The 24,641-nt window shown below is 66.5% G+C and carries 28 protein-coding genes; 18 read left to right on the forward strand and 10 right to left on the reverse strand.

From position 1 onward, the window contains the following. The first annotated feature begins 116 nt into the window (after nucleotides 1-116). The 3 genes from AU072_RS27150 to AU072_RS27160 are packed head-to-tail and all read left to right on the forward strand — an operon-like array spanning nucleotide 117 to nucleotide 1,993. A complete protein-coding gene (locus AU072_RS27150; protein ID WP_064416621.1) occupies nucleotides 117-1,379 on the forward strand; it encodes an inorganic phosphate transporter in 1,263 nt (420 codons plus the stop codon). Nucleotides 1,380-1,392: 13 nt separating this feature from the next. Continuing rightward, complete coding sequence (locus AU072_RS27155; RefSeq protein WP_064416622.1) at nucleotides 1,393-1,677, forward strand: hypothetical protein; 285 nt, start codon at nucleotides 1,393-1,395, stop codon at nucleotides 1,675-1,677. Nucleotides 1,678-1,690: 13 nt separating this feature from the next. Next, on the forward strand, nucleotides 1,691-1,993 hold the full coding sequence (locus AU072_RS27160) for a DUF3349 domain-containing protein (protein WP_064416677.1): 303 nt from the start codon (nucleotides 1,691-1,693) through the stop codon (nucleotides 1,991-1,993). Between the two features lie 10 nt (nucleotides 1,994-2,003). Here the strand turns inward: AU072_RS27160 and AU072_RS27165 are convergent, their stop codons facing one another. The 4 genes from AU072_RS27165 to AU072_RS27180 form a co-directional block, all read right to left on the reverse strand. Further along, complete coding sequence (locus tag AU072_RS27165; RefSeq protein WP_064416623.1) at nucleotides 2,004-2,375, reverse strand: VOC family protein; 372 nt, start codon at nucleotides 2,373-2,375, stop codon at nucleotides 2,004-2,006. A 19-nt stretch (nucleotides 2,376-2,394) separates the two neighbouring features. Continuing rightward, a complete protein-coding gene (locus tag AU072_RS27170) occupies nucleotides 2,395-3,936 on the reverse strand; it encodes a long-chain-fatty-acid--CoA ligase (protein WP_064416624.1) in 1,542 nt (513 codons plus the stop codon). After that, on the reverse strand, nucleotides 3,937-4,821 hold the full coding sequence (locus AU072_RS27175) for an SDR family oxidoreductase (RefSeq protein ID WP_064416625.1): 885 nt from the start codon (nucleotides 4,819-4,821) through the stop codon (nucleotides 3,937-3,939). It lies immediately after the preceding gene. Between the two features lie 61 nt (nucleotides 4,822-4,882). Beyond that, nucleotides 4,883-5,464 (reverse strand): TetR/AcrR family transcriptional regulator, encoded by a 582-nt coding sequence (locus AU072_RS27180; RefSeq protein ID WP_064416626.1) that lies wholly within the window; start codon nucleotides 5,462-5,464, stop codon nucleotides 4,883-4,885. 146 nt (nucleotides 5,465-5,610) lie between these two features. Between AU072_RS27180 and AU072_RS27185 the strand changes: the two genes are divergently transcribed. Beyond that, entirely contained in the window at nucleotides 5,611-6,555 is a 945-nt protein-coding gene (locus tag AU072_RS27185) for an oxygenase MpaB family protein (RefSeq protein WP_064416627.1), read from the forward strand. Here AU072_RS27185 and AU072_RS27190 read toward each other — a convergent pair. The 4 genes from AU072_RS27190 to AU072_RS27205 form a co-directional block, all read right to left on the reverse strand. After that, nucleotides 6,546-7,457: a 1,4-dihydroxy-2-naphthoyl-CoA synthase gene (locus AU072_RS27190; protein WP_064416628.1), complete on the reverse strand. Its 912-nt coding sequence runs from the start codon at nucleotides 7,455-7,457 to the stop codon at nucleotides 6,546-6,548. The genes AU072_RS27185 and AU072_RS27190 overlap by 10 nt on opposite strands. Next, nucleotides 7,454-7,903 carry a nitroreductase family deazaflavin-dependent oxidoreductase gene (locus AU072_RS27195; protein ID WP_064351357.1) on the reverse strand — a complete coding sequence of 150 codons (450 nt, stop codon included), beginning with the start codon at nucleotides 7,901-7,903 and terminating at the stop codon, nucleotides 7,454-7,456. The genes AU072_RS27190 and AU072_RS27195 overlap by 4 nt, the downstream gene beginning before the upstream one ends. A gap of 10 nt (nucleotides 7,904-7,913) precedes the next feature. Beyond that, nucleotides 7,914-8,369, reverse strand: a complete 456-nt coding sequence (locus tag AU072_RS27200) for a nitroreductase family deazaflavin-dependent oxidoreductase (RefSeq protein WP_064416629.1) — start codon at nucleotides 8,367-8,369, stop codon at nucleotides 7,914-7,916. A 96-nt stretch (nucleotides 8,370-8,465) separates the two neighbouring features. Further along, the gene (locus AU072_RS27205) at nucleotides 8,466-9,668 is read right to left on the reverse strand and encodes an RNA polymerase sigma factor (RefSeq protein ID WP_064416678.1); all 1,203 of its coding nucleotides are present in this window, start codon (nucleotides 9,666-9,668) and stop codon (nucleotides 8,466-8,468) included. A 129-nt stretch (nucleotides 9,669-9,797) separates the two neighbouring features. Between AU072_RS27205 and AU072_RS27210 the strand changes: the two genes are divergently transcribed. Then, complete coding sequence (locus AU072_RS27210; protein ID WP_064351359.1) at nucleotides 9,798-10,007, forward strand: hypothetical protein; 210 nt, start codon at nucleotides 9,798-9,800, stop codon at nucleotides 10,005-10,007. Beyond that, a complete protein-coding gene (locus AU072_RS27215; protein ID WP_064416630.1) occupies nucleotides 9,991-10,593 on the forward strand; it encodes a nucleoside/nucleotide kinase family protein in 603 nt (200 codons plus the stop codon). Before AU072_RS27210 ends, AU072_RS27215 begins: the two co-directional genes overlap by 17 nt. A 101-nt stretch (nucleotides 10,594-10,694) precedes the next feature. Here AU072_RS27215 and fadD8 read toward each other — a convergent pair whose 3' ends face one another. Then, nucleotides 10,695-12,293, reverse strand: a complete 1,599-nt coding sequence (fadD8, locus tag AU072_RS27220; RefSeq protein WP_064416679.1) for a fatty-acid--CoA ligase FadD8 — start codon at nucleotides 12,291-12,293, stop codon at nucleotides 10,695-10,697. Nucleotides 12,294-12,667: 374 nt separating this feature from the next. Between fadD8 and AU072_RS27225 the strand changes: the two genes are divergently transcribed. The 12 genes from AU072_RS27225 to AU072_RS27280 are packed head-to-tail and all read left to right on the forward strand — an operon-like array spanning nucleotide 12,668 to nucleotide 24,075. Continuing rightward, entirely contained in the window at nucleotides 12,668-13,507 is an 840-nt protein-coding gene (locus AU072_RS27225; RefSeq protein ID WP_064416631.1) for an MlaE family ABC transporter permease, read from the forward strand. A 1-nt stretch (nucleotide 13,508) separates the two neighbouring features. After that, complete coding sequence (locus tag AU072_RS27230; protein WP_064416632.1) at nucleotides 13,509-14,363, forward strand: MlaE family ABC transporter permease; 855 nt, start codon at nucleotides 13,509-13,511, stop codon at nucleotides 14,361-14,363. Further along, nucleotides 14,364-15,902: an MlaD family protein gene (locus AU072_RS27235; RefSeq protein ID WP_064416633.1), complete on the forward strand. Its 1,539-nt coding sequence runs from the start codon at nucleotides 14,364-14,366 to the stop codon at nucleotides 15,900-15,902. Further along, nucleotides 15,899-16,954, forward strand: a complete 1,056-nt coding sequence (locus AU072_RS27240; RefSeq protein WP_064416634.1) for an MCE family protein — start codon at nucleotides 15,899-15,901, stop codon at nucleotides 16,952-16,954. Before AU072_RS27235 ends, AU072_RS27240 begins: the two co-directional genes overlap by 4 nt. Next, on the forward strand, nucleotides 16,947-17,993 hold the full coding sequence (locus AU072_RS27245) for an MCE family protein (RefSeq protein WP_064416635.1): 1,047 nt from the start codon (nucleotides 16,947-16,949) through the stop codon (nucleotides 17,991-17,993). Before AU072_RS27240 ends, AU072_RS27245 begins: the two co-directional genes overlap by 8 nt. Before the next feature lie 22 nt (nucleotides 17,994-18,015). Further along, the gene (locus AU072_RS27250; protein ID WP_064416636.1) at nucleotides 18,016-19,134 is read left to right on the forward strand and encodes an MCE family protein; all 1,119 of its coding nucleotides are present in this window, start codon (nucleotides 18,016-18,018) and stop codon (nucleotides 19,132-19,134) included. Beyond that, nucleotides 19,134-20,438: an MCE family protein gene (locus tag AU072_RS27255; protein ID WP_120271118.1), complete on the forward strand. Its 1,305-nt coding sequence runs from the start codon at nucleotides 19,134-19,136 to the stop codon at nucleotides 20,436-20,438. The genes AU072_RS27250 and AU072_RS27255 overlap by 1 nt, the downstream gene beginning before the upstream one ends. Next, the gene (locus tag AU072_RS27260; protein WP_064416638.1) at nucleotides 20,435-21,685 is read left to right on the forward strand and encodes an MlaD family protein; all 1,251 of its coding nucleotides are present in this window, start codon (nucleotides 20,435-20,437) and stop codon (nucleotides 21,683-21,685) included. Before AU072_RS27255 ends, AU072_RS27260 begins: the two co-directional genes overlap by 4 nt. 27 nt (nucleotides 21,686-21,712) lie before the next feature. Beyond that, nucleotides 21,713-22,405: an Rv1363c family protein gene (locus AU072_RS27265; protein ID WP_120271121.1), complete on the forward strand. Its 693-nt coding sequence runs from the start codon at nucleotides 21,713-21,715 to the stop codon at nucleotides 22,403-22,405. Nucleotides 22,406-22,424: 19 nt separating this feature from the next. Beyond that, nucleotides 22,425-23,228: a mannan-binding family protein gene (locus AU072_RS27270; protein WP_064416640.1), complete on the forward strand. Its 804-nt coding sequence runs from the start codon at nucleotides 22,425-22,427 to the stop codon at nucleotides 23,226-23,228. 2 nt (nucleotides 23,229-23,230) lie between these two features. Continuing rightward, the gene (locus AU072_RS27275; RefSeq protein WP_064416641.1) at nucleotides 23,231-23,803 is read left to right on the forward strand and encodes a hypothetical protein; all 573 of its coding nucleotides are present in this window, start codon (nucleotides 23,231-23,233) and stop codon (nucleotides 23,801-23,803) included. Nucleotides 23,804-23,820: 17 nt separating this feature from the next. After that, complete coding sequence (locus AU072_RS27280) at nucleotides 23,821-24,075, forward strand: DUF3253 domain-containing protein (RefSeq protein ID WP_064416642.1); 255 nt, start codon at nucleotides 23,821-23,823, stop codon at nucleotides 24,073-24,075. Nucleotides 24,076-24,102: 27 nt separating this feature from the next. Here AU072_RS27280 and AU072_RS27285 read toward each other — a convergent pair whose 3' ends face one another. Then, the gene (locus tag AU072_RS27285) at nucleotides 24,103-24,567 is read right to left on the reverse strand and encodes a YciI family protein (protein ID WP_064351373.1); all 465 of its coding nucleotides are present in this window, start codon (nucleotides 24,565-24,567) and stop codon (nucleotides 24,103-24,105) included. Nucleotides 24,568-24,641 lie beyond the last annotated feature (74 nt).

Below are 24,641 nucleotides of genomic sequence, written 5' to 3' on the forward strand. Positions count from 1 at the left end.
GGCGGGTGAACAATGGGTGAACACATTGCCCGAGAAGGCGAAATGCCAGATGACACGCCGGTCGAAGAGCGTTGAAGATTAGGTGAAACGAACTCCATGGCCGCAGAATTAACGCCGTGAGCGCTGAGTTGATCGTCCTCGTGCTGTTGATCACAACCGCACTGGCCTTCGACTTCACCAACGGCTTCCACGACACCGGCAATGCGATGGCCACGTCGATCGCCACCGGCGCACTCAAGCCCAAGACCGCGGTCCTGCTGGCGGGCATTCTGAACCTGGTCGGCGCATTCCTGTCGGTCGAGGTCGCAGTCACGGTGACCACCTCGGTGCTCAACGTGCAGGACGGCCAGACGGGCGCACTGCTGCCCACGATCGACGCGTCGACCGGCCTGACCATCATCTTCGCCGGGCTGATCGGCGGCATCCTGTGGAACCTGCTGACGTGGTTGTTCGGCATCCCGTCGAGTTCCTCGCACGCGCTGTTCGGCGGGCTGATCGGCGCCGGCCTGGCCGCGATGGGCACCGCCGGGGTCAACTGGAGCGGTATCAGCCAGAAGGTGCTGATTCCCGCGATCGCCGCGCCGGTCATCGCATGCCTGGTGGCCGCCTGCGGCACCTGGCTGGTGTACCGGATCACCCGCAAGGTGGCCGAGCGTCGCCGCCGGGAGGGCTTCCGCTGGGGCCAGGTCGCGACCGCCTCGCTGGTCGCGCTGTCGCACGGCACCAACGACGCACAGAAGACGATGGGCGTCATCGCGCTCGCGCTCATCACCACCGGGCACCTGAGCGGCGACGTCAAGGAGAACGGCCTGCCGTTCTGGGTCATCTTCAGCTGTGCCGTCGCGATCGGCCTCGGCACGTACCTGGGCGGCTGGCGCGTCATCCGCACCCTGGGCAAAGGTCTGGTCGAGATTCAGTCACCGCAGGGCTTCGCCGCCGAAGCATCCTCGGCCGCAATCATTCTCAGCTCGAGCGCCGCGGGCATGGCGTTGTCCACCACCCACGTCGCCACCGGTTCGATCCTGGGCAGCGGCGTCGGCAAGCCGGCCGCCGAAGTGCGCTGGGCGGTGGCGGGCCGGATGGCCGTCGCCTGGTTGATCACCCTGCCGGCCGCGGGACTTGTTGGCGCACTGTCGTTCTGGCTGGCCCATGGCGTCGAGACACTCACCGGATCGGGCCTGGCCGGTGACGGGTTCATCTTCCTGGTATTGGTCGGCCTGTCGTTCTACATGTGGTGGCGCGCCCAGCAGCAGAAGGTCGACCACACCAACGTCAACGCCGAGTGGGACGACGCCACCAACTCCGTGGTCCCGGCCGAACTGCGGGCCGCGATCGAGGAGGCCATGCCCGAACCCGCCAAGCCGGCCGCGACGGTGTAGCAGAGGAACGTCGATGACCTATCTCGAGAGCATTCTGAAGGTATTGGTGGTCGGGCTGGTCCTGGGCGCGGGACTGCCCGCGTTGTTTGCCACCGGATTGATGGCCTTCTCCAGCGGCGTGGGTGACGAGTCCGCCGACGGCACCGTGACAGCGCCCAACCCGGCCCGCAAATACCTCGGCATCGGTTTGTTCGTCTTCGTCGCATGGGTGATCGTCACCGCGGTGCTGTGGATCACCCGGGCCACGATCATCCACCACACGGGAATCGACCTGTTCCCCTTCATGCCGCAGAAATGAGATGTGCCGCACCATGACCGAGAACCGCACCGTGCTGGACAGCGTGCTCAACTGGCTGCGCCGCGGGTATCCGGAAGGCGTGCCGCCCACCGATTACTTCCCGCTGCTCGCGTTGCTGAAGCGCTCGCTCGCCGAGGACGAAGTGGTCAGCGCCGCGCAGGCGGTCCTCAAGGGCGCCAACTCGGACATCGTCACCGAAGACGACATCCGCGCGGCGATCCACCGGGTCACCGCGCAGGAGCCGAATCCCGAAGAGATGCACCAGGTCGCGTCGCGGCTGGCCTCCGTCGGCTGGCCGCTGGCGCCGGCCCGCTGAGTTCAGGGCATCACCGCCGGGTGTCGCGGCGCAGCGGGTGGGTCTCGGGCACCTGGACGAAGATCAGCAGGACTCCGTCGGGGTCGTTGACATGCATCTCGTGCAGACCCCACGGTTCCTCGCGGGCCTCCCGCGCGATCGGCACACCCCGACCCGACAACTCCTTCTCGGTGTCGTACACGTCGCGCACCTGAAGCCACATCGTGCCGCCCGCACGCGGGCCACCGTGACCGGCGAGTTCGATCAACGACTGGCCGGCGTAGAAAACTGTGCCCGCACCGTAGTCGCGGGCGATCGCCAGCCCCAGCTCGTCGCGATAGAACGTCAGCGAACGCTGGTAGTCCGCCGGCCGAATGAGCATCCGACTGGCCAGAATCTCCATGACATCGTGTCTATCACGCTCAGCCGATCCGCCGCCCGACACCGTCCCAGTAGGGTTCTCGCAGCGCACGCTTGAGGATCTTGCCGCTCGGAGTGCGGGGCAGGTCCTCGGCGAACGACACCGACTTGGGCAACTTGAAGCCCGCCAGCCGCTCGCGTGCGTACGCGATCAACCGCACCTCGCTGGGGGAGCAGCCCGGGGCGGGGACCACGACAGCCTTCACCGCCTCACCCCACGTCGGGTCCGGTACGCCGATCACCGCCACGTCAGCGACCTCCGGATGCGTCATCAGAACGTTCTCGACCTCGGTCGGATACACGTTCTCGCCGCCGGAGACGATCATGTCCTTGACCCGGTCGTGCAGGTACACATAACCCTCGGCGTCGACGTAACCGGCGTCGCCGGTCTTCAGCCAACCGTCAGGGGTGACGGTCGCCGCCGTCGCCGCGGGGTTGTTCCAGTAGCCGCGCATGTTCTGGCGCGAGCGCGTCCACACCTCGCCGACCGCCCCGGTGGGGACGTCGCGGCCCGCGTCGTCGACGATGCGCACCTCGACCCAATCGAACGGCTTACCGCAGGATCGCAGCAGTTCGGGGTCGTGACGGTCCAGTTGGGTGATGGATCCGGTGGTTTCGGTCTGCCCGTACACCTGCAGCAGATCGCAGTTGAACCGTTCGAGCGCCCGGACCAGGACGTCGTCGGTGATCGGCGATGCGCCGTAGACGATGGCGCGCAGAGCCGAGAAGTCGGTCGTCGCGACCCCCGGGGTCTCCAGCAGGCGCTGAATCACCACCGGAACCAGCAGCATGTTCGTAATGCCGTGCCGCGCAACGGCATCGAGGATGGCCGACGGGTCGACGTCGCGAAGCACAACCGTGCGCGCACCCTCACACAACCCGACCAGTGCCCAACCCGAGCCCGCCATGTGGAACATCGGCATCACGGCCAGGCTCACGCTGTCGGCATCGAAGCGCCACTTGTCGGCGATCCCGGTGGCCTTGCAGAAGTAGTTGTCGTTGGTCAGCATCACGCCCTTGGGCGAGCCGGTGGTGCCGGAGGTGTACATCAAGAACGCGATATCGTCGGGTTGCGTTGTGACCCAGGGGTCCTCGGCGGGATAGGTGCTGATCCAGCGATCGAAGTCCGGCCAACGGGGATGCTCACCGACGGCGACGACGACAGCATCCAATCGGTCCTCGATCGCCTCCATGTGACTGAAGAATTCGCCGCCGACGATCACCACCTTCGCGCCGGCGTCGTCGATGATGTGCAACATCTCCGGTGGCGCCAGCCGCCAGTTGACCGGGACCACGACCGCACCGAGTTTGGAGAGCGCACAAGCGACTTCGAAGAACTCGATGCCGTTCTTCTCGACGAACGCGACCCGGTCACCGAATCCGACACCGGCGGCGCGCAGCGCCTGGGCCACCCGGTTCGAGCGCGTGTCGAGGTCGCCGAACGTCGCGGTGCGCTCGCCGGAGATCAACGCGACGGCGTCGCGACGTTCGGCGCCGAAGACGCGTGCGATGTCGGCGACGGTCGCGATGTCAGGGTGCGGCATCTACTTGTTCGGTTGTACGCGTTGCCGTTTCATCACGGCATCGACGACCGCGGGCGCGAAGCTGTTGAGCACCTGGGCGCTGACGGCCATCCGCGGCGCGATCCGCACGGGCCGGGTTCTGGCGGCCGTGATCATCCAGTCGGCGGCCTCGTCGGAGGTCAGCCCGGGCAGGCCGTCGTAGGCGCGGGTGGGGGCGATCATCGGTGTGCGCACCAGCGGATAGAACAGCGTGGTGGAGTGCACTCCGTCGGCGCTCCATTCGGTTTCGATGACGCGGCTCACCGCGGTCAGCGCCGCCTTCGAGGCGTTGTACACCGAGAACAACGGCGACGACTCGCTGAGCACACCCCAGGTGGACACGTTGATGATGTGGCCGTCGCGCCGCTCGCGCATGCCCGGCGCCAGGCCGCGGATCAGTCGCAGCGGTCCGTAGTAGTTGAGCGCCATGGTGCGTTCGACGTCGTGCCAGCGTTCCAGCGACTCGGCCAGCGGCCTGCGGATCGACCGGCCGGCGTTGTTGATCAGGATGTCGACGCCCCCGAGCTCCGTGGTGACCCGCTCGACCAGGCCGTCGACCGCGTCGAGGTCCGACAGGTCACATGCGTGCGCCCAGGCGTCCCCGCCCTGATCGACGATCCGCTCGACCAGCGCCCCCAGCAGCTCCTGGCGGCGTGCGGCCACCACGACGGTGGCTCCGCGGCGGGCGAACTTCTCCGCGGCCGCCTCGCCGATGCCCGATGACGCGCCCGTGAGCAGGATGCGCTTACCGCGCAGGTCAACGATGTCGCGGCCGGGCTGGTACTGCAGCAACTCGGGGACCACCGGCGGGCGCATGGTGGTCAGGACGAGTTGATCGGCCAACCGCCGCAACGGGCTCTTGCTCACGAGCGGTGAGTCTAGGTGAGGCGTTTGTGAGTGAAAACGTTCGCTCACTGATCGAATTCACTCACGAATCGCGCGTGCGGCCGGGGCCGCCGGCCAGCAGGCCCGACGATGCGAACTTCAGCCCGGCGCGGAGTTCTTCCAAGTGGATCGGGTCTTCGGACTCGATGTAACGCAGCGTCGTCGCCACCGTCATGTTGAAGAACAACCACGCCAACGCCTTTGGGCTGAGCTCGTTTCGGTACTGGTCGTGGTAGTGGTTCATGTGCAACGTCGACATCGCCACGAGCGTGGCGTTCAGGCCCGAGATGCTCTCGAATGCGCGCACATGGTCGGGTCGCTCGGCGAGGTACCGAAGCAGGCCGCGGTTGGCGATCGTCACGTCGATGAGGAAGTCGATGGAGGCGGCCATCGCCTCGGCGGGCTGGGCGAGCGTCACGTCCCGCAGCCGTGCCTCGATGACCGGTGCCTGTGAGCGGGCGAGGTGTTCGATGGCGGCCTCGAGGATCTCGTCCTTGTCGGCGAAGTACTGGTAGATCGATCCCTTACTGACCCCCGCCCGGTCGGCGATCAGGTTCGTCGTCACCTGTGCCGGATCGTGGGTGAGGAGCAGACCGGCCGTCGTCTCGACGATTTTCGCGACCATCTCACGAGAGCGCTGCTGCTTCGGCGTCTTACGGCGTGCTGACCTGCGTTTATCACTGCTCACGAGCGCCCCTTACGCGACTTGAATGCGACCTGGCGGTCATATTAATCTCGCCTGACTACCTGAATTGGAGGTGGCCACCGCCCATGACCGCCACTTCGGACATCGATCTGTCCGTCGACGACGAGCCGATCGAACTGGTCCCGCCGGATTCGCTGACCGCCGAGCACACCGGGCGCTGGACGTTCCTGATCTTCGAGGGCGCGGCGTTCATGATGCAGGCGATGCATCCCGTCATCGCCGAGGTCACCGGCCGCTACTCGGCGGCATTTCACGGCGATCCGGGCGGGCGCGCGATCCGGTCCATCGACTCGGTGCTGCGGTGGACGTACGGCGGCACCGAAGCCGTCGCCGAGGGAAACCGGGTCAGGGCCATGCACCGGCCGATGACGATGAAGAGCGCGGAGACCGGCAAACAGATCAGCGCCCTGAACCCCGAGGCGTACCAATGGGTCATCTGCACCGGCTACATCGTCAATGTGCACGGCGCTCGCCTGTTGATCGGGCGCGACTTCACCGACGACGAGAAGACGCAACTGCTGCGCGACAACCGCCGGCTGGCGCGCCTGCTGCATGTGCCGATGCGCGACTATCCCGAGACCGATCGGGAGATGACCGAGTACTTCGAGTCGATGATCGACAAGCTCGAGGCCACCCCGCAGGCCCGGAAGCTGATGGACGACCTGATCACCGGCACGATGGAGATGCCGCCGTCGGTGCCGAAGCTGTTCTATCCGCTGATCAAGGCCATGCTGCGGCCGGTACTCCGCTTGAACTACCTCTCGATCGTCGGGCTGCTCGACCCGCGCCTGCGCGCCAAGCTCGGCGTGAGTTGGAGCCCCGAAGAGGAGCGTCAGCTCAACCGCATCTACAAGGCGATCCGCATCGCCTACCGCGTACTTCCCGACCGGCTGACGTACTTCCCGCTGGCCTACCACGCCCGTAAGCATCACCAGTGCCTGGAGAAGATGGCCGAGCGGCAGAAGAAGTCGTTCGCCTACCGGGTGCCGGGCGCCGTCGCTCAGAAGTAGCGCGGGAAGGCGCTCCAGTCGGGGTCCCGCTTCTCCAGGAACGCGTCGCGGCCCTCGACCGCCTCGTCGGTCATGTACGCCAATCGCGTGGCCTCACCGGCGAACAACTGCTGACCCACGAGGCCGTCGTCGGTGAGGTTGAAGGCGTACTTGAGCATCCGGATCGCTTGCGGCGACTTGCCGTTGATATCCGACGCCCACTCCAACGCCACCTTCTCCAATTCAGCGTGGTCGACGACCGCGTTGACCGCACCCATCGCGTGCATCTGCTCGGCGGTGTACGGGCGGCCCAGGAAGAAGATCTCGCGGGCGAACTTCTGGCCGACCTGCTTGGCCAGATACGCGCTGCCGTATCCGCCGTCGAAACTGCCGACGTCGGCGTCGGTCTGCTTGAACCGGGCATGCTCGCGGCTGGCCAGTGTCAGGTCGCACACCGCGTGCAGGCTGTGTCCGCCGCCGGCCGCCCACCCGTTGACCAGACAGATCACCGGTTTGGGCATGAACCGGATCAGCCGCTGCACCTCGAGGATGTGCAGACGCCCGGCGCGCGCCGGGTCGACGGTTTCGGCGGTCTCGCCCGATGCGTACTGGTAACCGCTGCGGCCGCGGATCCGCTGATCTCCGCCGGAGCAGAACGCCCATCCACCGTCCTTCGGCGAGGGGCCGTTACCGGTCAGCAGCACCACACCGACGTCCGATGACATCCGCGCATGGTCCAGGACGCGGTACAGCTCGTCGACGGTGTGCGGCCGAAACGCGTTGCGCACCTCGGGCCGGTCGAACGCGACGCGAACCGTGGGCTGCGCGACGCCGTCGACGACGTGGCGGTGGTAGGTGATGTCGGTCAGCTCGAAACCGTCGACGGCTTGCCACAGCGACGGGTCAAAGGGGTTGTCACTCACGGGGTTACCTTATCGATGCGGAAAACCGGGCAGCGGCCCGCGAGCGCTTCGAACTCGTCGGGGTCGGGTCCGGTGACCAGCCCGGCGCCCTTGATGAAGTCCACGCCGGTGGGCACCTTCGACGGGAACTCTCGCAGCAACGGTCGGGCCTCGTCGATCGGCATCTCCACCATCCGCACCCGTTCGCTGCGGCGGCCGATGTGCAGGGTGACCTCACCGGCGGCCCTGACGTTGGCGGCCCAGTCCGAGCCGGGCACTCCGCCGACGACATAGCGTTGTCCGTCTACCTCCATCGGGGTGACCGGGGTCTTGCGCGGCTTACCGGTCTTGCGCCCGGGCGCCTCGAGCACGACCGGGCCCTTGTCGCCCAGGATGCCCAGCTTCTGCAGGCCGATCATCACCTTGTTGACGTACTTCAGCCACCAGGGCAGGCGAATGTCGGACATGGCGCAAACGCTACGTGATGACCTCGACGCGGAACACCGGCAGGCGGCCCGCCATGGCCTCGAGTTCCTCGGGTGTCCCGGTCTCCAACACCCCGGCGCGCGTCATCATCTCGACGCCGACGGGAACCTGCGCCGGGAACTGCCGCAGCACTGGCCGCGCCTCGTCCGGGGTCAGCTCGACGAGGCGCACCCGCTCGGATCGCCGGCCATACCGCAGCTTGACCTGTTTGGCCGCGCGGGCGTTGCTCACCCAGTCCGCGCCCGGGTAGCCGTTGATGACGTAGCGGGCGCCGTCGACGAACATCGGCGTGATCGGCGTCGACCGTGGCTTACCGGTCCTGCGGCCGGGCACGGTCAACACCACGGGGGACTCGTGCCGTGAGATCGGCAGCCCGAGGCGCAACAGCACCATCACCAGCTTGTTGGCGAATTTGAGCCACCGCGGGGGCGCCGTCCGATCGCCCATGCGGGGAGGCTACCGCTCAGACGGTGACGACGTAGCCGGAACAACGCACCCGAATGGTCGACGAGGGCGGCCTCGATCTCGCGCCTGGCGCCGATGCTACGGGCGCACCTGACTTGCCTTGTCGCGCAGGACGTCTCGCTCACGCTCATTGTCGGTCATCGCCGCTGCCCGGTCGAACTCGGCGGCGGCCTCGGCGCTTCGGCCCAACCGGGCGAGCAGTTCGCCGCGCACGCTCGGCAACAGATACGAAGCCTCCAGGCCCGTCAACGAGTCGACGATCGCCAGCCCCGCTTCGGGGCCATCGGCCATCGCCACCGCCACCGCGCGGTTGAGTTCGACCACCGGTGACGGTGCCGCCCGCGCCAATCCGTCGTACAGCGCGACGATGCGGCGCCAGTCGCTGTCGGCTGCGGTCGGCGCGGTGGCGTGGCACTCAGCGATCGCCGCCTGCAGTGCGTACGGACCCCATCCAATGCCCTTGCGCCGCAACGTGTTCACGACGCGTTCGAGCGCGGCCACACCACGCTGGATCTGCGCCCGGTCCCATTTCGCCCGGTTCTGGTCCTCGAGCAGGATCGGCCGGCCGTCGCTGTCGGTGCGGGCGGCGAAACGCGACGACTGCAGCTCCATCAACGCCACCAGGCCGTGGACTTCCGGTTCATCGGGCACCAGCGCGGCGAGCACCCGGCCAAGGCGCAGCGCCTCGGTGCACAGCTCGTCGCGGATCCAGCGCTGGCCGAACGACGCCGAGTAGCCTTCGTTGTAGATCAGATAGATCACGCTCAGCACCGCCGAGAGCCGCTCTGGATACTCCGAGCGGTCCGGCACCTCGAAGGGCACGTTCGCGGCCGAGAGGGCCTTCTTGGCGCGGGTGATCCGCGCGGCGACGGTCGGGGTGGACGTCAGGAAGGCGCGGGCGATCTCCTCGGTGGTCAGCCCGCCGATGACCCGCAATGTCAACGCGATCCGGCCTTCCCGCGGCAGCACCGGATGTGCCGAGATGAAGATCAGCCGGAGCACGTCATCGTCGATGCGGTCGGGGTCCCACGACTCCTCGACATGGCTTTCGAGTTCGCGAGCCATCGCGGCGTATTTGCTGTCGAGATTCTCCTGGCGGCGCCACAAGTCGATGGCCTTGCGTTTGGCAACGGTGGTCAACCATGCGCCGGCGTTGCGCGGAACGCCGGTCACGGGCCACTGCTCCAGAGCGTCGACGAGCGCGTCGGCGGCCAGGTCTTCGGCGAGCCCGACATCGCCGATCGAGCGCGTCAACGTCGCGACGATTTTCGCCGCCTCCATGCGCCACACCGCGTCGACGGTCGCCTGCACGTCGCTCACGCCTTCATTGTGCCGAGCCGATGCAAACCGCCGTTTTCGTGCGGCGTGTCGCAGTGCTTTCCAACTGGTGGCGACGGAAAGTTAGAAGGTATGACCCACAGGTTGGTCACCGCGTATTGGGAAGGCCGCAAGGCATTCCCGCACACGCTCGTCAACCCGTACGCGGGACTGGGGGACCGGGCGATCGCGAGGATGTGGCGGCTGGGCTGGCAGCGCGCCGCCGACGAGCAGCGGGGCATTCCCAGCGAAGAGGAGCGACTTGCTCGCTTCGCCGCGGAAATCGATGCCCTCCTGGACTAGTCGGCTCGACGCGCTTCAGCGCCGACAGCCCCGCGTCGTTCTCGGTGTCACGGGGCCGCCGGGTGCGGGCAAGTCGACGCTGGCCGAGGCGATCGCGGCCGCGACCGACGACGCGGTGTACGTGCCGATGGACGGCTTTCACCTCGCCGACGTCGAACTGCGGCGGCTGGGCCGCATCCACCGCAAAGGCGCGATCGACACGTTCGACGCCCATGGATATCTCGCTCTGTTGCAACGCATCAGAGCGCAGCGCGAGGAGACCGTTTACGCACCGGCGTTTCACCGCAATCTAGAACAGCCGATCGCGGGCAGCATCCCCGTCCTGCCCGACCATCGACTGATCGTCACGGAGGGTAACTACCTGCTCGATGACGAGCTCCCATGGCCGACTATTCGCGCCCTGCTCGACGAGGTCTGGTACGTCGACGCCCCGCCCGACGTACGCCGTCGTCGCCTCGTCGGCCGGCATGTCGAGTTCGGTAAGTCACCCGAGCAGGCCGAGGAATGGGTGCGCGCGGTCGACGACCCGAACGCCGCGCGCATCGAAACCGCCCGGGCGAGAGCCGATTTCGTCGTCACCCCGTAGCCAACCCCGTAACCAAACCCCCGCGAGCGACCGTGTCTGCCCGTCGACACGCCGCTATCGCATGTACAAACGCGGTCGCTCGCGCCAACAGAAAGCTAGCCTCAGCCGACCGCGCGGTCGCTGCCCTCCCAGAACTGCGCGCGCACGGCCTTCTTGTCCGGCTTCCCCAGCGCGGTCACCGGCACCGAGTCGACGACGATCACCTGCTTGGGCGACTGCACCGAACCCTTGCGCTCCTTGACCGCGGCCTGGATCTCGGAGGTCATCTGCGAGACGGCGTCCTCGGAGCGGTCGGCGTCGGGGCGCAGCACGACCACCGCGGTCACCGCCTCGCCCCACTTCTCGTCGGGCGTTCCGATGACACACACCTGGGCGACCGACGGATGTTCGGCCACAACGTCTTCCACCTCGCGGGGAAACACGTTGAACCCGCCGGTGACGATCATGTCCTTGGTGCGGTCGACGATGTAGTAGAAGCCGTCGGAGTCCTCGCGGGCCAGATCGCCGGTGTGCATCCAGCCGTCGCGGAACGTCTCAGCCGTCGCCTCCGGCTTGTTCCAGTAGCCACCGGACACCAGCGGGCCGGACACGCAGATCTCACCGACCTCGCCCTGCGGCACCGGGTTACCGTCACCGTCGAGCAGCGCGACCCGCGCGAAGACCGTCGGCCGCCCACACGACGTCAACCGCTTTTCGTCGTGATCGCCCTTGGCCAGGTACGTGATCACCATCGGGGCCTCGGACTGGCCGTAATACTGCGCGAAGATCGGGCCGAACCGGTCGATGGCCTCGCGCAGCCGCACCGGGTTCATCGCCGAGGCGCCGTAGTACACCGTCTCCAGCGACGACAGGTCGCGGGTGTGTGAATCGGGGTGGTCCATCAACGCATAGATCATCGACGGCACCAGCATCGTCGCGGTGATCTTCTGCTCCTCGATCACCCGCAGCACCTCGGCCGGGTCGAACTTGGTCAGCACGACCAGTTCGCCGCCCTTGATGATCGTCGGCACGAAGAACGCCGCGCCCGCATGCGACAGCGGGGTGCACATGAGAAACTTCGGGCGCTCCGGCCACTCCCACTCGGCCAACTGGATCGTCGTCATCGTCGTGATCGACTGCACGGTGCCGATCACGCCCTTGGGCTTACCGGTCGTGCCGCCGGTGTAGGCCATGCCGCCGATGTGATCGGGCGGCAGATCCGCGGCCACCAGGGGCTGCGGCGAGTACTTCGCGGCCTCGGCGGTCAGGTCGACGCCGACACCCTCCAGCTCCGGAGGCACCGGCCCGATCGTCAGCACCTGCTTGAGCGCGGGCACCTTCTCCAACAGTCCCCGCGCCCGCTCGACGAACATCGGGTTCGGGTCGATGATCAGCGACGTGACACCGGCGTCGTTCAACACATAGGCGTGGTCGTCCAGCGAACCGAGAGGGTGTAGTGCCGTGCGGCGGTAACCCTGGGTCTGTCCGGCGCCGATGATCATCAGCACCTCCGGCCGGTTCAGCGACAGCAGCCCGGTGGCCGTTCCCGCGCCCGCGCCGAGCGCTTCGAACGCCTGAATGTACTGGCTGATGCGCTCGGCGAGCTGTCCGCCGGTGAGCGTGGTGTCCCCGAGGAACAGCACCGGCTTGTCCTTGTTCCGCTTCAGTGCCCCGACGGTGAGGTGGCCGGAGTGGATCGGATGGCGCAGCAGGTCACTCATGGCCATCAGACTAGAACGTGTTCCAATTCCAGTCACCAAGTCCCTGGGAATCGGGGCGCACGCGGATCTGTCAGCGCTGATGGCGCTCGACTGTCAGCCCCTGACCACACGCAGTCCCCGATGCGTATTGACCGCGAGCTCTGCTCGTGTCGGCATCTCGGATGACTGGAGGGGGCCGTATCGGACCACCCCGCATTCCGAATAAGTTAATGTCCATCCTCAGCGGACGAGTGGTGTGGTGACGGGTCTCGGCGCCGCCGCAAAAGTGCGGCCATGGCGAACGGGCGGAAAATACTGGATATTGCTGCGGCGGTCTCAGGGCATAGTGAATGCTGCCGACAGGGGGTTGAGCATTAAGTGAATTGTGATTCAGCATGACGGCACGTGGTGACGGAATCGAGGTCATCGGCAACTGGGCCGGCGGCTACGTCAGGCGCCACCCCCTGGCCTCGCTCGCGACGGCCGGGGACCAGTTCGTGCTGGGCGTGCGCACTGTGCAGTACATGTTCATCGACCTGTTCACCGGACGTTTCCAGTGGTGGGAGTTCATTCGGCAGGCGGCGTTCATGGCGGGCACCGCGGTCTTGCCGACGGTCCTCGTGGCGCTGCCCATCGGCGTCACTCTGTCGATCCAGTTCGCGCTCCTGGCCGGCCAGGTCGGGGCCACGTCCCTTGCCGGAGCGGCCAGCGGCCTGGCGGTGATCCGACAGGCGGCATCCCTGACCGCCGCGATCCTGATGGCGGCCGCCGTCGGCTCGGCCATCACCGCAGACCTCGGTTCGCGCAAGATGCGCGAGGAGACCGACGCGATGGAAGTGATGGGCGTGTCGGTGATCCGCCGCCTGGTCGTTCCCCGGTTTGCCGCGGCGATCATGATCGGCGTAGCGCTCACCGGAATGGTGTGCTTCGTCGGATTCCTGGCCAGCTACTTGTTCAACGTCTACTTCCAGAACGGCGCGCCCGGCAGCTTCGTCGCGACGTTCGCCTCGTTCACCACTACCGGCGACATGATCGTGGCGATGGTGAAGGCGGTCATCTTCGGTGCCATCGTCGCCGTGGTGTCCTGTCAGAAGGGGCTGTCCACGCAGGGCGGCCCCACCGGCGTCGCGAACTCGGTCAACGCCGCCGTCGTCGAATCGATTCTGATCCTGATGGTCGTCAACGTCGCGATCAGCCAGCTCTACATCATGCTGTTCCCCAGGGTCGGTTTGTGACATGGCCTCGACGTACGTACCCCCGCTGCTGGTGCCCTTCGTCCGCTTCTTCGGCAAGGTCGGCCCCCCGATCGGGCGGCTCGGCCACATGCTGGTCTTCTTCGTCCGGGCGATCGTCGCGATCCCGTTGGCGCTTAGGCACTATCGCTCCGAGTTCGTCCGCCTGCTGTCCGATATCGCCTGGGGCAACGGTTCCTTGGTGGTCGGAGGCGGAACCGCCGGAGTGGCGATCGTCCTCGGCGTCACCGTCGGAGCGCTGGTCGGCATCGAGGGTTACAACTTCCTCGACCTGCTCGGCCTGGGTCCCGCGACGGGGATCATCTCCTCACTGGTCAACACTCGCGAACTCGCCCCGATCGCGCTGTCGCTGGCGTTCGCCACCCAGGCCGGCTGCCGGTTCACCGCGCAGTTGGGCTCCATGCGCATCGCCGAAGAGATCGACGCCCTTGACTCACTGGCGATCCGGCCCATTCCGTACCTCGTCACCACCCGCCTGATGGCCTCGGTGATCGCGGTGATCCCGCTCTACGTCGTCTGCCTGGCGGTCAGCTACCTGACCACACAGGTCGTCGTGTACGTCATCAGCGGGGGATCGACAGGCTCGTATCTGCACTACTTCACGCTGATGCTATCGGGCCAGGACATCCTGTATTCGCTTCTCAAAGCGATCGTCTTTGTCTGGATCGCCACGACGATCCAGTGTTACTACGGCTTTTATGCCAGCGGCGGGCCCGAGGGCGTCGGGGTCGCCGCCGGACATGCCATGCGGGCCAGCATCACCGTGGTGATCATCGTCAACATGCTTCTCACCATGGCGCTGTGGAACGTCGACTCCGGAGCGAGGTTTGGGGGGTAGGTGGCGAATTCCTTTGATCTGGACGGGCGGGGCCCCACCGATCGCCAGTTGATCGGAGCCGGTATCGCCGTTGCCGTTGTGCTGGCGTTGATTTCGGTGACCCTGTTGGTCAAGGCGACGGGACGCCTCGATCCGTTCGTGCGCGTCGTGGCGAATCTCGTCAACGTCGGTGACGGACTGCCGCAACGCTCAGACGTGAAGTACCACGGTGTCCTGGTCGGAGCCGTCGACAGTGTCACCCCGGCAGCGCACGGAAACCCCAACTACGTCCACATCAATCTCGATCCGCACTACGCCCGCTCCATACCGGCGAACGTCACGGCGCGGGTGGTGCCCAGCAACGTGTTCGCGGTGTCGTCGGTGCAGCTGGCGGATCCCGCCGGCGGGGGGTCGCCGAATGACAGAAGCGGCGGGCCGGCGAATGATCCAAGCGAGCAACGCGGACCGGCGATCAGTGCGGGGGCGCACATTCCGGAAGACACCGAGCTGCCCACCGTGCTGTTTCAGACCACGATCAGTAAGTTGCGCGACATCCTGGCCGCCACCGGGCGCGGTCGCGAGGACAAGACGGTGGGCGTCCTGGCGGCCGTGAACGAGGCCACCGAGGATCGCCGCACCGAACTGCTCACCAGTGGCGCGCAACTGAATCGGATGCTCGATCAGCTCAACGCGATCGTCGCCACCGATCCGGGCCCGACCACGGTCTCGGCGCTCGTCGATGCGACGCGGGGGCTGCAGGCCACCGCGCCGGAACTGATCGACGCGCTGCACATGGCCGTCGAACCGATGCAGACCCTGGTGCAGCAGCGCGCTCAACTCGACGCGCTGATCAGTGGCGGTATGCACACCATGGGAACCACGCACACTGCATTGAACAACCACACCGACCGGCTGGTCACGACCACCTCGGAGCTGACGCCGGTGATGGGGATCCTGGCCGACACCTCACATCACTGGCTGCCTGCCTTCATCAAGCTGAATGGCTTGTCCGACAAGTTCTTCAACGAGGTGTGGCGGCCCGAGCGCGATGTCGGCAACATGCGGATGAACTTCTCCCTGACCCCGAGCTACACCTACACCCGGGCCGACTGCCCGCGGTACGGGGAACTGAAGGGTCCCAGCTGTTACACCGCGCCCCTGGTGGTGACCCGGCCGGAGTTGCCCGACGTCCTTCTGCCGCAGAACTATCAGCCGCCCAAGGATCTGGCGCCTCCCCCGGGCACAGTACTCGGCGAGAACGGAAACCTGATCGCCGTGGGTCCGCCGCTGGTGAACCCCAATCCCAGCCTCGCCGACCCGAATCCACCACTGCCACCGTGGATGTCGCCCGCACCGCCGGTGCCGGGAACAGCGAACGACGCGTTGGTGCCGATACCGCCACCACCGGTGAACCAGTCGCCTGTGGCGCCGGTTGCACCCAAACCGGGTGATTCGCCCCGGGCACCCGCGCCGCCGCCGGCCGCGCCCGCACCGCCACCGGCCGCGCCCGCACCGGCGCCGCCGCTGCCCGCCGAAGCCGTGATCGGGGGGACCCGATGAAATATCGTGCCGCACTCGTCGGGCTGTCACTGTTCATGGTGGTGGCGCTGACGTTGACCTGGCTTGTCTACGTCACGCTGCGCCGGGACGTCGCCGGCTCGACGGTGCCCTACGCCGCGGTGTTCACCGATGTCTTCGGCCTACGCGAGGGTGACGACGTCCGGATGGCCGGCGTCCGGGTGGGTCGGGTGGAAAGCATTGACCTGCAAGGCAAACACGCCAAGGTGTCGTTCGTCGTGCAACGCGACCAGCAGCTGCTCGGCACCACCGTCGCCTCGGTGACCTACCAGAACATCGTCGGGCAGCGATACCTCGGCCTGTCGCTGGGGAACCTGGGATCGCCCGATCCGCTACCCGCCGGCAGTGTCATCCCGGTCGAACAAACCGATCCGTCGTTCGACGTGGGCAGGCTCCTCAACGGGTACGAACCGCTGTTCAGCGTGCTCGACCCGCGGCACGCCGACAACCTCACCAAGGGTGTGATCCAGTCACTGCAGGGCGACGAGGGGTCGATCACCGCATTGATCGACCAGACCGCGCAGCTGACCGACGCGTTCGCCGGCCGCGACGAGGAACTCGGCGGGGTGATCACCGACCTGAACCTCGTGGTTGCCAACCTCGCCCGACACAACGACGACCTCGACCACATCATCGGTGAAGCACGCTCGGTGGTCTCGACCTTCGACGCGCGACGGCCTCAACTGGTGGATTCGATGGGCTCGATCGCCAAAGTGGTGCGCCAGCTGTCGACGATCTCCGACGAGGTCTACCGGTCGCTGAACGAACTCGTTCAGCGCGAACCGGGTTTCGCGCAGCACATGGTCAAGATCGAACCGCAACTGGCCTTCGTCGGGGCCAATCTGCCGTTGATGCTGAAGGGATTTGCGCGCATCACCGGCGAGGGCACCTACGCCAGCGCCTACGCGTGCAACCTCGACGGCACCGCGTTCTTCCCCGGGCTCAACGACGTGACGCCGATCGTCGTCGACGCGGCCACCCCCGGCAACAAAGCCCGGTACACCCCCAAGTGCAGGAATATGGCCAATGGCTGATCGAACACTCAACGCCGCGCGCAGGCGGCGCCCGCTGGAGAGCTACAGCAAGATCTGGTTGGGAGTCGTTGCCGTCGCGGTGGTTTCGGCTCTCATCGGAGCGCTGATGTTGGTGAGAGTCGCCGACTTCGGTTACCGCCATTACACCGCGCGTTTTCTGCAAGCCGCGGCGCTGCAACCCGGCAATCCGATCACCGTGGCCGGCATCCCGGTGGGCGAGGTGTTGAGCATGGAACTCAAGGGTGACCATGTCGAGGCGGACCTGAAAGTCCGCAACGACGTCGTGCTCGGTGAAGATTCGCGCGCCTCGATCAAGATCACGACGATCCTGGGATCGCGCTACCTCGCGCTGTATCCCGATGGGCCAGGATCGTTGCCCGACGACACTTTCGACCTGACGCACACCGAGGTGCCCTACGACCTGCAGGAGGCGCTGGCCGACGTCACCACCACCTACGAGCAGGTCGACTCCGATCAGTTCGCCGAAACCCTGGCGATTCTGGGCCGCCAGCTGGAGACCCTGCCCCCGGTCGTTCCGCAGGCGTTGGAGAACACCCACACGCTGTCGACGATCATCGCCGAACGCCGCGACCAGTTGGGCGAGCTACTCAAGACGACGGAACTGGTCAGCTCCACGCTGCGTCGCCAGCAGTCCACGATCGGCAGCCTGATGGATCAGGGCAACTCGTTGCTCGGTGAGTTCGTCGCGCGGCGTGCCACGTTCCACGCGATGATGGACGGGCTGACCAACCTGGTGGAGACGTTGAGCAGCATCGTGATCGACGATCGGCCCGAGCTCGAGGAGCTGCTCGACAACCTGCGGGAGCTATCCACTCTGCTCGGCCGAAACGACGGCATGGTGCGCAGCATCCTGCAGTCCGGGGCTGTCGCCCTACGCAACATGACCAACATCACCGGCACCGGCAACGCGATCGACTTCAACGCCTCCAGCGGCCTGCTGGTCGACTCGTGGATGTGCGCAATCAGCGGCCGGGCCAAGCAGTTCGGCATGCTCGAGTACTACCAGGACTGCAAATGAGCCAGCCATCCGAGGAGCGAGTGTGAAAAGCACCAGGTCCAAGATCATCGCGGTGGTCGCCGTCGGCCTCGCCGTAGCACTGGCTGCGGCCGTGGTAGTGGTCAAGTTCGCAGTGGATCAGCTCGACACCATCACCGTCACCGCCCAATTCGACAGCGCCGCAGGGTTATACGATGGCAATGTGGTCGCGGTCCTCGGGATGCCGGTGGGCAAGGTCACCAAGATCACCACCAAGGGTGGTTACGTCGAGGTCGATTTCACCGTCGACAAGGATGTCAAGGTGCCCGCGGACGTCCAGGCCGCCACCATCTCGAACTCGATCCTCACCGATCGCCAGATCGAGTTGACCCCGCCCTACCGCGACGGCCCCACCCTGCAGAACCACGACACCATCGGTTTGAACCGCACCCGGACACCGGTCGAATTCGCCAGGGTGCTCGACGTTCTCGACAAGCTCGCGCTGTCGCTGCGCGGTGACGGGAAGGGAGACGGCCCGATCGCCGATGTGGTGGACGCCAGCGCGGCGATCGTCGACGGCAACGGCCAGCAGATGAAGGACGCGCTGGGTGAACTGTCGCATGCGTTGCGGCTCAGCGCCGATCGCGGCACCGTGACCAAGGATCAGCTCACCACCATCGTGCGCAACGTAAGTTCGCTGTCGGAGGCGGCGGCCCGCAACGACTCGATGATGCGGGAGTTCGGTTCGTCCGTGCGGGCCCTGAGCCAGATCTTGGCCGACGAGGAACTCGGCAGTGGCACCACCGGTAAGAAGATCAACGAGGTGTTGACCAACACCGGCGAAGTGTTGGAAAAGCACCGGGATTCGATCAAGGATCTCGTCGCCAACGGTGACATCGTGTTGAACACCGCGGTCGACCACGAACGCGATCTGATGGAGTTCCTCGACCTCGCGCCGATGACCCTGGACAACCTCTACAACGTCGCCGACCAGAAGAACGGCGCGCTGCGGGTGAAGGTGGTCACCGACAAGGTCCTGTTCGACAACCAGCTGATCAAGGAGGTCTGCAACATGATGGGCCTGCGCCAGTTGGGTTGCAGCACGGGAACATTGCAGGACTTCGGACCGGATTTCGGGTTGACGTACATGCTCGAAGGGCTCGCGGCGATGGGGCAGAAGTGATGGCCACCGTCCGGAACCGCCGGCGGCGGCTGGCAGCGGCCCTGGCGATGAGCGGGTGCCTGGTCGTCTCCGGCTGCGCCACCGAGGGTCTGTCGAGTCTGCCGCTGCCGGCACCCAGTGTGGGCTCGGGTGGATACCGGGTGACCGCCGTGTTCTCCAACGCACTGAACCTGCCGGCGAACGCGAAGGTCAAGCTGGCCGGCGCCGATGTCGGCCAGATGGAGTCGATGGTGGCCCGCAACTACACCGCGGTCACCACATTGCGGATCATGGACGGTGTGCAGTTGCCGCAGGGCAGCACGGCCGAATTGCGTTCTGCGACACCGCTGGGGGACGTGTTCGTGGCGATCAAGCCGCCGAGTCCGGTGGAACCGGGCACGCCGCTGCTCAAGGACGGCGACACCATTCCCCTGGAGTCGACGACGGCCGCGGCCACGGTCGAATCGGTGTTGGGTTCGGCCGCGATCCTGGTCAACGGCGGTGCGGTGCGCAACTTCACCAACATCATCAACGGACTGGGCAAGGCGACCGGTGACGAGGGGCAGGCGTTCGGCGCCCTCATCCGCAAGACCAACGACACGCTCGGCAGGCTCAACGCGCGTTCGGACGAGATTTCGACCGCGATGACCGAGACTTCGCGGTTGGCCAACTCCATCGCCGCCAAGAACCAGGTGATAGCCGACGTGATGGCTGAGGCCCGCCCGGCCACCGACACGTCGGCGGCCCACACCACCCAGATCGCCGATCTCGTCCAACAGCTCGGCGATGTCTCGAACCAGATGCGCAAGTTCCCGTCGATCGCAGGCACCGACACCAGCGGACGCAGTGTCATCGCCGATGCCAACACCGTTGCGCGCGCGTGGAACGACGTCGCGCTGGCTCCCGGCGCCACGCTCTACGCGCTCAATCGGTTGATGCCGCCATTCCTCAAGACGTTGACCAGTAGCTCGATCGCGCTGGACGCCAGCGTCGACCGTTTGGTCCTGGGGTCCATCCCCGACATCGGATACGCCGGCGACCCGGGGCTGCACGGACCCAAGCGCCACGACTGGCATCAGCTGGTGGGCACGCTGCAGTACACGCTGTTTCGGTTGCAGGAGCGGGTCGTTGGCAGGGGGCCGGGGGTACCGCAAGTCCCGGTGATCCCCAGCCCGACAGAGCCCGGTGAGATCATCGTCGCGCCCCAACATGGGCCTGCGCCGGCCGCCGCTCCTGGACCGGCCGCCGCTCCCCAAGCGCCGCCGGTCGCTCCGCCGCCGTCGCCGCCGTCGCCTGCCCCACTGCCCGCCGAGGCCCCACGATGATCGCCGCTGCCGCCGACCGCATCGTCGGCCTCGTCCGGTTCGGTTACCGTCGCCGGGCCTGGCTGTCGGCGATCGCGTTGGTCATGACGCTCGTGGTGGCGACCGCGTATCTGTTGTTCGGTGCGTTACAGGTTAACCCGCTCGCGTCGACGTACCGGCTCACCGTCGAACTGCCGGCGTCGGCCGGGTTGTTGCCCAATCAGGATGTGACGCTGCGCGGAGTGCGGATCGGCCGGGTGGAACGACTCGACCTCACGCCCGGCGGCGTCAACGCGGTGGTAACCGTCAACTCGACGACGCAGATCCCCAAATCGTCTGCCGTGCGGGTCTCGGGGCTGTCCCCGGCCGGTGAGCAGTACATCGACTTCGTTCCCGACGATCAGACGGGCCCGTTCCTTGCGGACGGCGCAGTGGTCGGTCAGGGCCGGGCCACGATTCCGGTGAGCCTGGCCGAGCTGCTCGCCAACGCCGACGGGGCGCTGGCCCAGGCCGACACCGAGAAGCTCGAACTCATCAGACGAGAACTGAGTCTGAGCGAGGCCGGTCCGCAGAAGCTGGCCGACATCGTCGACGGCGGCACCTTCTTGTTGTCGACCCTCGATTCGGTCCTGCCCGAGACCAGTTCGCTGTTGCGCACCAGCCAGGTGGTGTTCACCCTCGTCGCCGACAAAAACGCCGGAATCGATGCTGCCTCAGACAATCTCAGCGAGAGCTTCGTCGGGATCAACAAGATGCGCGACGGCTATCGCCGGCTCACCGACCAGACACCCGGCGTCCTGAAGCACGTCGACAACCTGTTCGTCGACAACTCCGACACCATGGTGCAGCTGCTGGGCAATCTGAGCACCACGTCCCGGTTGCTCTACCTGCGGGTGCCGGCGCTGAACGCGCTGTTCCCGAAGCACCGCACATCGGTGCTCGACGCGCTCGGCGCCGCCATGCACAGCGGCGGATTGTGGGGAACCGCCGAGATCTATCCCCGCTACACGTGCGACTACGGCACGCCCAAGCTGCCGCCGTCGAACGCGGACTACCCCGAACCGTTCATGTACACCTACTGCCGCGACGACCACCCCGGAGTCCTGGTGCGCGGAGCCAAGAACGCACCACGACCCGCCGGAGACGACACCGCCGGGCCACCCCCGGGTGCCGACCTCGGCCGACAGATGGACCCAACCCCGAAGGGGCGCTACACGATTCCGACGCCCTACGGCGGTCCGACGCTCCCGATCGAGCCGCCGCGCTGACCGACGCCTATCCGTGAGGAGATGACGATGCCCGTGAGTACCGACCGAGACCGCGAGACCGATAAGCCCGACGCGCCGCAAGCCGACACGGCGGCCGAGTCCGAAACCGACACCGCCGAAACCGACACCGCCACGTCCGGCACCGCCGAATCCGATGCCGCCGAATCCGATGCGAAGACTCCCGAAACCGAGTCCGGTGACGACGCCTCCAACGACTCCAACGGCGAAGGCACCGTACGCAACTGGCGCCGCCCGGTGCTGCGCGGGGCGCTGATCCTGGCGTTCGTGGTGCTGCTCGGCGCAACCGGGTTCCTCGGCTGGCAACTGTGGCAGGAGCGTCAAATCGCACAGGCCGGCGAACAGGCCCAGGCCGCAGCGGTGACCTACGCACAGGTCTTGACGAGCATCGACTCGGCGAAGGTCGACGAGAACTTCGATGCGGTGCTCGACGGGGCGACCGGCGAGTTCAAGGACATGTACTCACAGTCCAGCAGCCAACTGCGGCAGTTGCTGATCGACAACAAGGCATCCGCTCACGGGGTGGTGCTCGAATCGGCGGTCCAGTCGGCGACCAAGGACAAGGCGGTCGTGCTGCTGTTCGTCGACCAGTCCGTCACCAACACCAATGTGCCCGATCCGCGCATCGACCGCAGCCGCATCAAGATGACGATGGAGAACATCGACGGGCGTTGGCGGGCAAGCAAAGTCGAATTGCCGTGAGGACGTGGGGAGACGTGAGATGCGCCTGCTGAGCCCGGCACTGGCCGCGGCGGCCATGATCACCGCGGTGGTGGCCGTCGCACCCACCGCGTCCGCGTCGGCGCCCTCCTTCTGCGCGGAGCTCGGCGGGCATTGGGACGGGCAGTTCTGCAGCACGTCGGTGGTTTCGGAGCGCAAAGCGACGCGCAACATCAAGATGGCGTTGCCCGGCGATCTGGTGGACAACCCGACGATCCGGGGGTACCTGACCAACCTGATGAACAACTGGCGCGACGCCGCGAAGATGACGGTCCACGACAGTTTCGGCGAGCAGCACTTCCAGATCTTCCAGCACGGCGGCGCGATGACGGTCGTCTTCCACGAGATGTACTCGGGGACGGTCGGTACCGACGCCCTCGCACACCCGAACGCGCCGATCATCAGCGACGCCTACCGCACCTTCACCTTCGCCGACGGTCGGCGGCTGCAACTGGCCGACCTGTTCAATCCGGGCGTCGACCACATGGCCGAGATCCCGCGCCTGGGCGAGCCGTTCATCGTCGCCGCACTCGACGCCGCACCGCCGCCGCACCAACCTGGCACCTACCCGTTCACCCCGGACCGCTGGACCCCGGACAAGGTCTACTCCGGTGCGTACAAAGCGTGGGCGCTCACTCCAGATGAGCTGATCCTCTACATGCCTGACTACCCGGTGGCCCGGGACCGGCCGATCAACTTCAGCCCGGGGCTTCCGCAGTGGGCGATGGACGGCGGCACCGTGCAGGCCCACATCCCGCTGTCGGCGCTCGCGCCGATCCTGCGCCCCGAATTCGGCGGTGGTTGAGCATGTTTCGGGCGCTTGCCGCACTTCTGACCGGATTGCTGTTGTTCGCACCGGTGAGCCGCGCCGAACCCGCCACCCCGACGCTGCCGGTGTTCACACCGCATCCGTCGGATTGGCAGCCCGACTACACCGTGTTCCCGTACAACCTGTGGCAGATACGGGTCACGCCGGAGCAGATCACCGCGATGCGTGATTCATGTCAGTGGTTCAACGCGCAGTACGAGCAGCTGATGGGCCAGGTGTACGGATTTCAGCGTTTCCTGGCCGATCAGGGCGACGACTGGGGGCGGCCCGGGGTCAGCGAGGCGGGCGACATCGTCGCGGCCAACCTCGATCAGTCCGCCGCATTCCTCGACCCCCGCGCCCACACGCTGTTCATCATCAACTACCCGGACCAGAGCGAGTATTCGCCGGTGTTCCATGGGGATTCGATCTACCGGTTGTGGTATCAGTTCACTCAGATCAGCGACAAGATCAAGAAGCGGATGCCGTCCGGACAGATCAACGCCAACATCGCGACCGCCAACGTCTACGGTGGCGTGATCCGCGACTCCGGGGTCTGTGCGGGCGCATAGCGCGTAGGGTTCGGCCGGTGAGCACCGATGCCAGGCAGCGGCTGCGCGAGACGATCCTGAAGCTCACTCATGAGCGCGGCCCGGACAAGACGATCTGCCCGTCGGACGCGGCCCGCGCCGTCGGCGGCGACGACTGGCGCGAACTGATGGACGACGCCCGCGAGACCGCCCGCGACCTGGCCCGCGACGGCGACGTCGAGATCACCCAGAAAGGTGAGGTGCTCGACCCGAACGCCGAGTGGCGCGGACCCATCCGGATCCGCGCCACGTAGCGCCCGTCGCACGCGCTCAGCAAGGACTCACGCCAACTTGTCGGCCTCGGCCCGCGCCTGCGCCGCGACCTTCTCCGCCAGCTCGGCCTTCCACTGAATCTCCTTCTTGATCCACGGGTTGTCCTGCGGGAACTGGTCGGTCTCGCCGACCAGCCGGACCTCGAGCCTCACGCCAGGCCCCAGGGGGCACTTCTGGGCCCACTGCTTGGCCTCCTCCTTCGACGACACGTCGATGATCCAGAACCCGTTGAACAGCTCCTTGGCCTCGGTGTACGGGCCGTCGGTCACCACCGGCGGATCGGAGTCGAAGTCGACGACGAAACCGTCCTCCGGCCCGGTCAGGCCCTCGCCGGCGAGCATCACACCGGCCTTGATCAACTCCTCGTTGTAGCGGCCCATCGACTCGATGACCTCGTTGAAGTCCACGTTGGCGTCGGCGAACGCAGCTTCGGCCTCGGGGGTGACCCGCATGATCAGCATGTATCGCGCCATTTGTCTGTCTCCTTGTCGGTTGTCGGGGCGGGTTCTCGCGCCCTCACAACTCCGTCGAACGGGCTCCCACAGAA

This window comes from Mycolicibacterium novocastrense (assembly GCF_001499835.1).
Lineage (GTDB): Bacteria > Actinomycetota > Actinomycetes > Mycobacteriales > Mycobacteriaceae > Mycobacterium > Mycobacterium novocastrense.

Excerpts from the sequence above, each read along its gene's own strand:
- AU072_RS27185 (WP_064416627.1), top strand. The coding sequence starts at position 5,611 with ATGACCGCCACTTCGGACATCGATCTGTCCGTCGACGACGAGCCGATC.
- AU072_RS27230 (WP_064416632.1), top strand. The coding sequence starts at position 13,509 with ATGGCCTCGACGTACGTACCCCCGCTGCTGGTGCCCTTCGTCCGCTTC.
- AU072_RS27260 (WP_064416638.1), top strand. The coding sequence starts at position 20,435 with ATGATCGCCGCTGCCGCCGACCGCATCGTCGGCCTCGTCCGGTTCGGT.
- AU072_RS27155 (WP_064416622.1), top strand. The coding sequence starts at position 1,393 with ATGACCTATCTCGAGAGCATTCTGAAGGTATTGGTGGTCGGGCTGGTC.
- AU072_RS27265 (WP_120271121.1), top strand. The coding sequence starts at position 21,713 with ATGCCCGTGAGTACCGACCGAGACCGCGAGACCGATAAGCCCGACGCG.
- AU072_RS27195 (WP_064351357.1), bottom strand. The coding sequence starts at position 7,903 with ATGTCCGACATTCGCCTGCCCTGGTGGCTGAAGTACGTCAACAAGGTG.
- AU072_RS27160 (WP_064416677.1), top strand. The coding sequence starts at position 1,691 with ATGACCGAGAACCGCACCGTGCTGGACAGCGTGCTCAACTGGCTGCGC.
- AU072_RS27255 (WP_120271118.1), top strand. The coding sequence starts at position 19,134 with ATGGCCACCGTCCGGAACCGCCGGCGGCGGCTGGCAGCGGCCCTGGCG.
- AU072_RS27245 (WP_064416635.1), top strand. The coding sequence starts at position 16,947 with ATGGCTGATCGAACACTCAACGCCGCGCGCAGGCGGCGCCCGCTGGAG.
- AU072_RS27285 (WP_064351373.1), bottom strand. The coding sequence starts at position 24,567 with ATGGCGCGATACATGCTGATCATGCGGGTCACCCCCGAGGCCGAAGCT.
- AU072_RS27240 (WP_064416634.1), top strand. The coding sequence starts at position 15,899 with ATGAAATATCGTGCCGCACTCGTCGGGCTGTCACTGTTCATGGTGGTG.
- AU072_RS27270 (WP_064416640.1), top strand. The coding sequence starts at position 22,425 with ATGCGCCTGCTGAGCCCGGCACTGGCCGCGGCGGCCATGATCACCGCG.
- AU072_RS27225 (WP_064416631.1), top strand. The coding sequence starts at position 12,668 with ATGACGGCACGTGGTGACGGAATCGAGGTCATCGGCAACTGGGCCGGC.
- AU072_RS27200 (WP_064416629.1), bottom strand. The coding sequence starts at position 8,369 with ATGGGCGATCGGACGGCGCCCCCGCGGTGGCTCAAATTCGCCAACAAG.
- AU072_RS27215 (WP_064416630.1), top strand. The coding sequence starts at position 9,991 with ATGCCCTCCTGGACTAGTCGGCTCGACGCGCTTCAGCGCCGACAGCCC.
- AU072_RS27170 (WP_064416624.1), bottom strand. The coding sequence starts at position 3,936 with ATGCCGCACCCTGACATCGCGACCGTCGCCGACATCGCACGCGTCTTC.
- AU072_RS27210 (WP_064351359.1), top strand. The coding sequence starts at position 9,798 with ATGACCCACAGGTTGGTCACCGCGTATTGGGAAGGCCGCAAGGCATTC.
- AU072_RS27205 (WP_064416678.1), bottom strand. The coding sequence starts at position 9,668 with ATGGAGGCGGCGAAAATCGTCGCGACGTTGACGCGCTCGATCGGCGAT.
- AU072_RS27165 (WP_064416623.1), bottom strand. The coding sequence starts at position 2,375 with ATGGAGATTCTGGCCAGTCGGATGCTCATTCGGCCGGCGGACTACCAG.
- fadD8 (WP_064416679.1), bottom strand. The coding sequence starts at position 12,293 with ATGAGTGACCTGCTGCGCCATCCGATCCACTCCGGCCACCTCACCGTC.
- AU072_RS27275 (WP_064416641.1), top strand. The coding sequence starts at position 23,231 with ATGTTTCGGGCGCTTGCCGCACTTCTGACCGGATTGCTGTTGTTCGCA.
- AU072_RS27180 (WP_064416626.1), bottom strand. The coding sequence starts at position 5,464 with ATGGTCGCGAAAATCGTCGAGACGACGGCCGGTCTGCTCCTCACCCAC.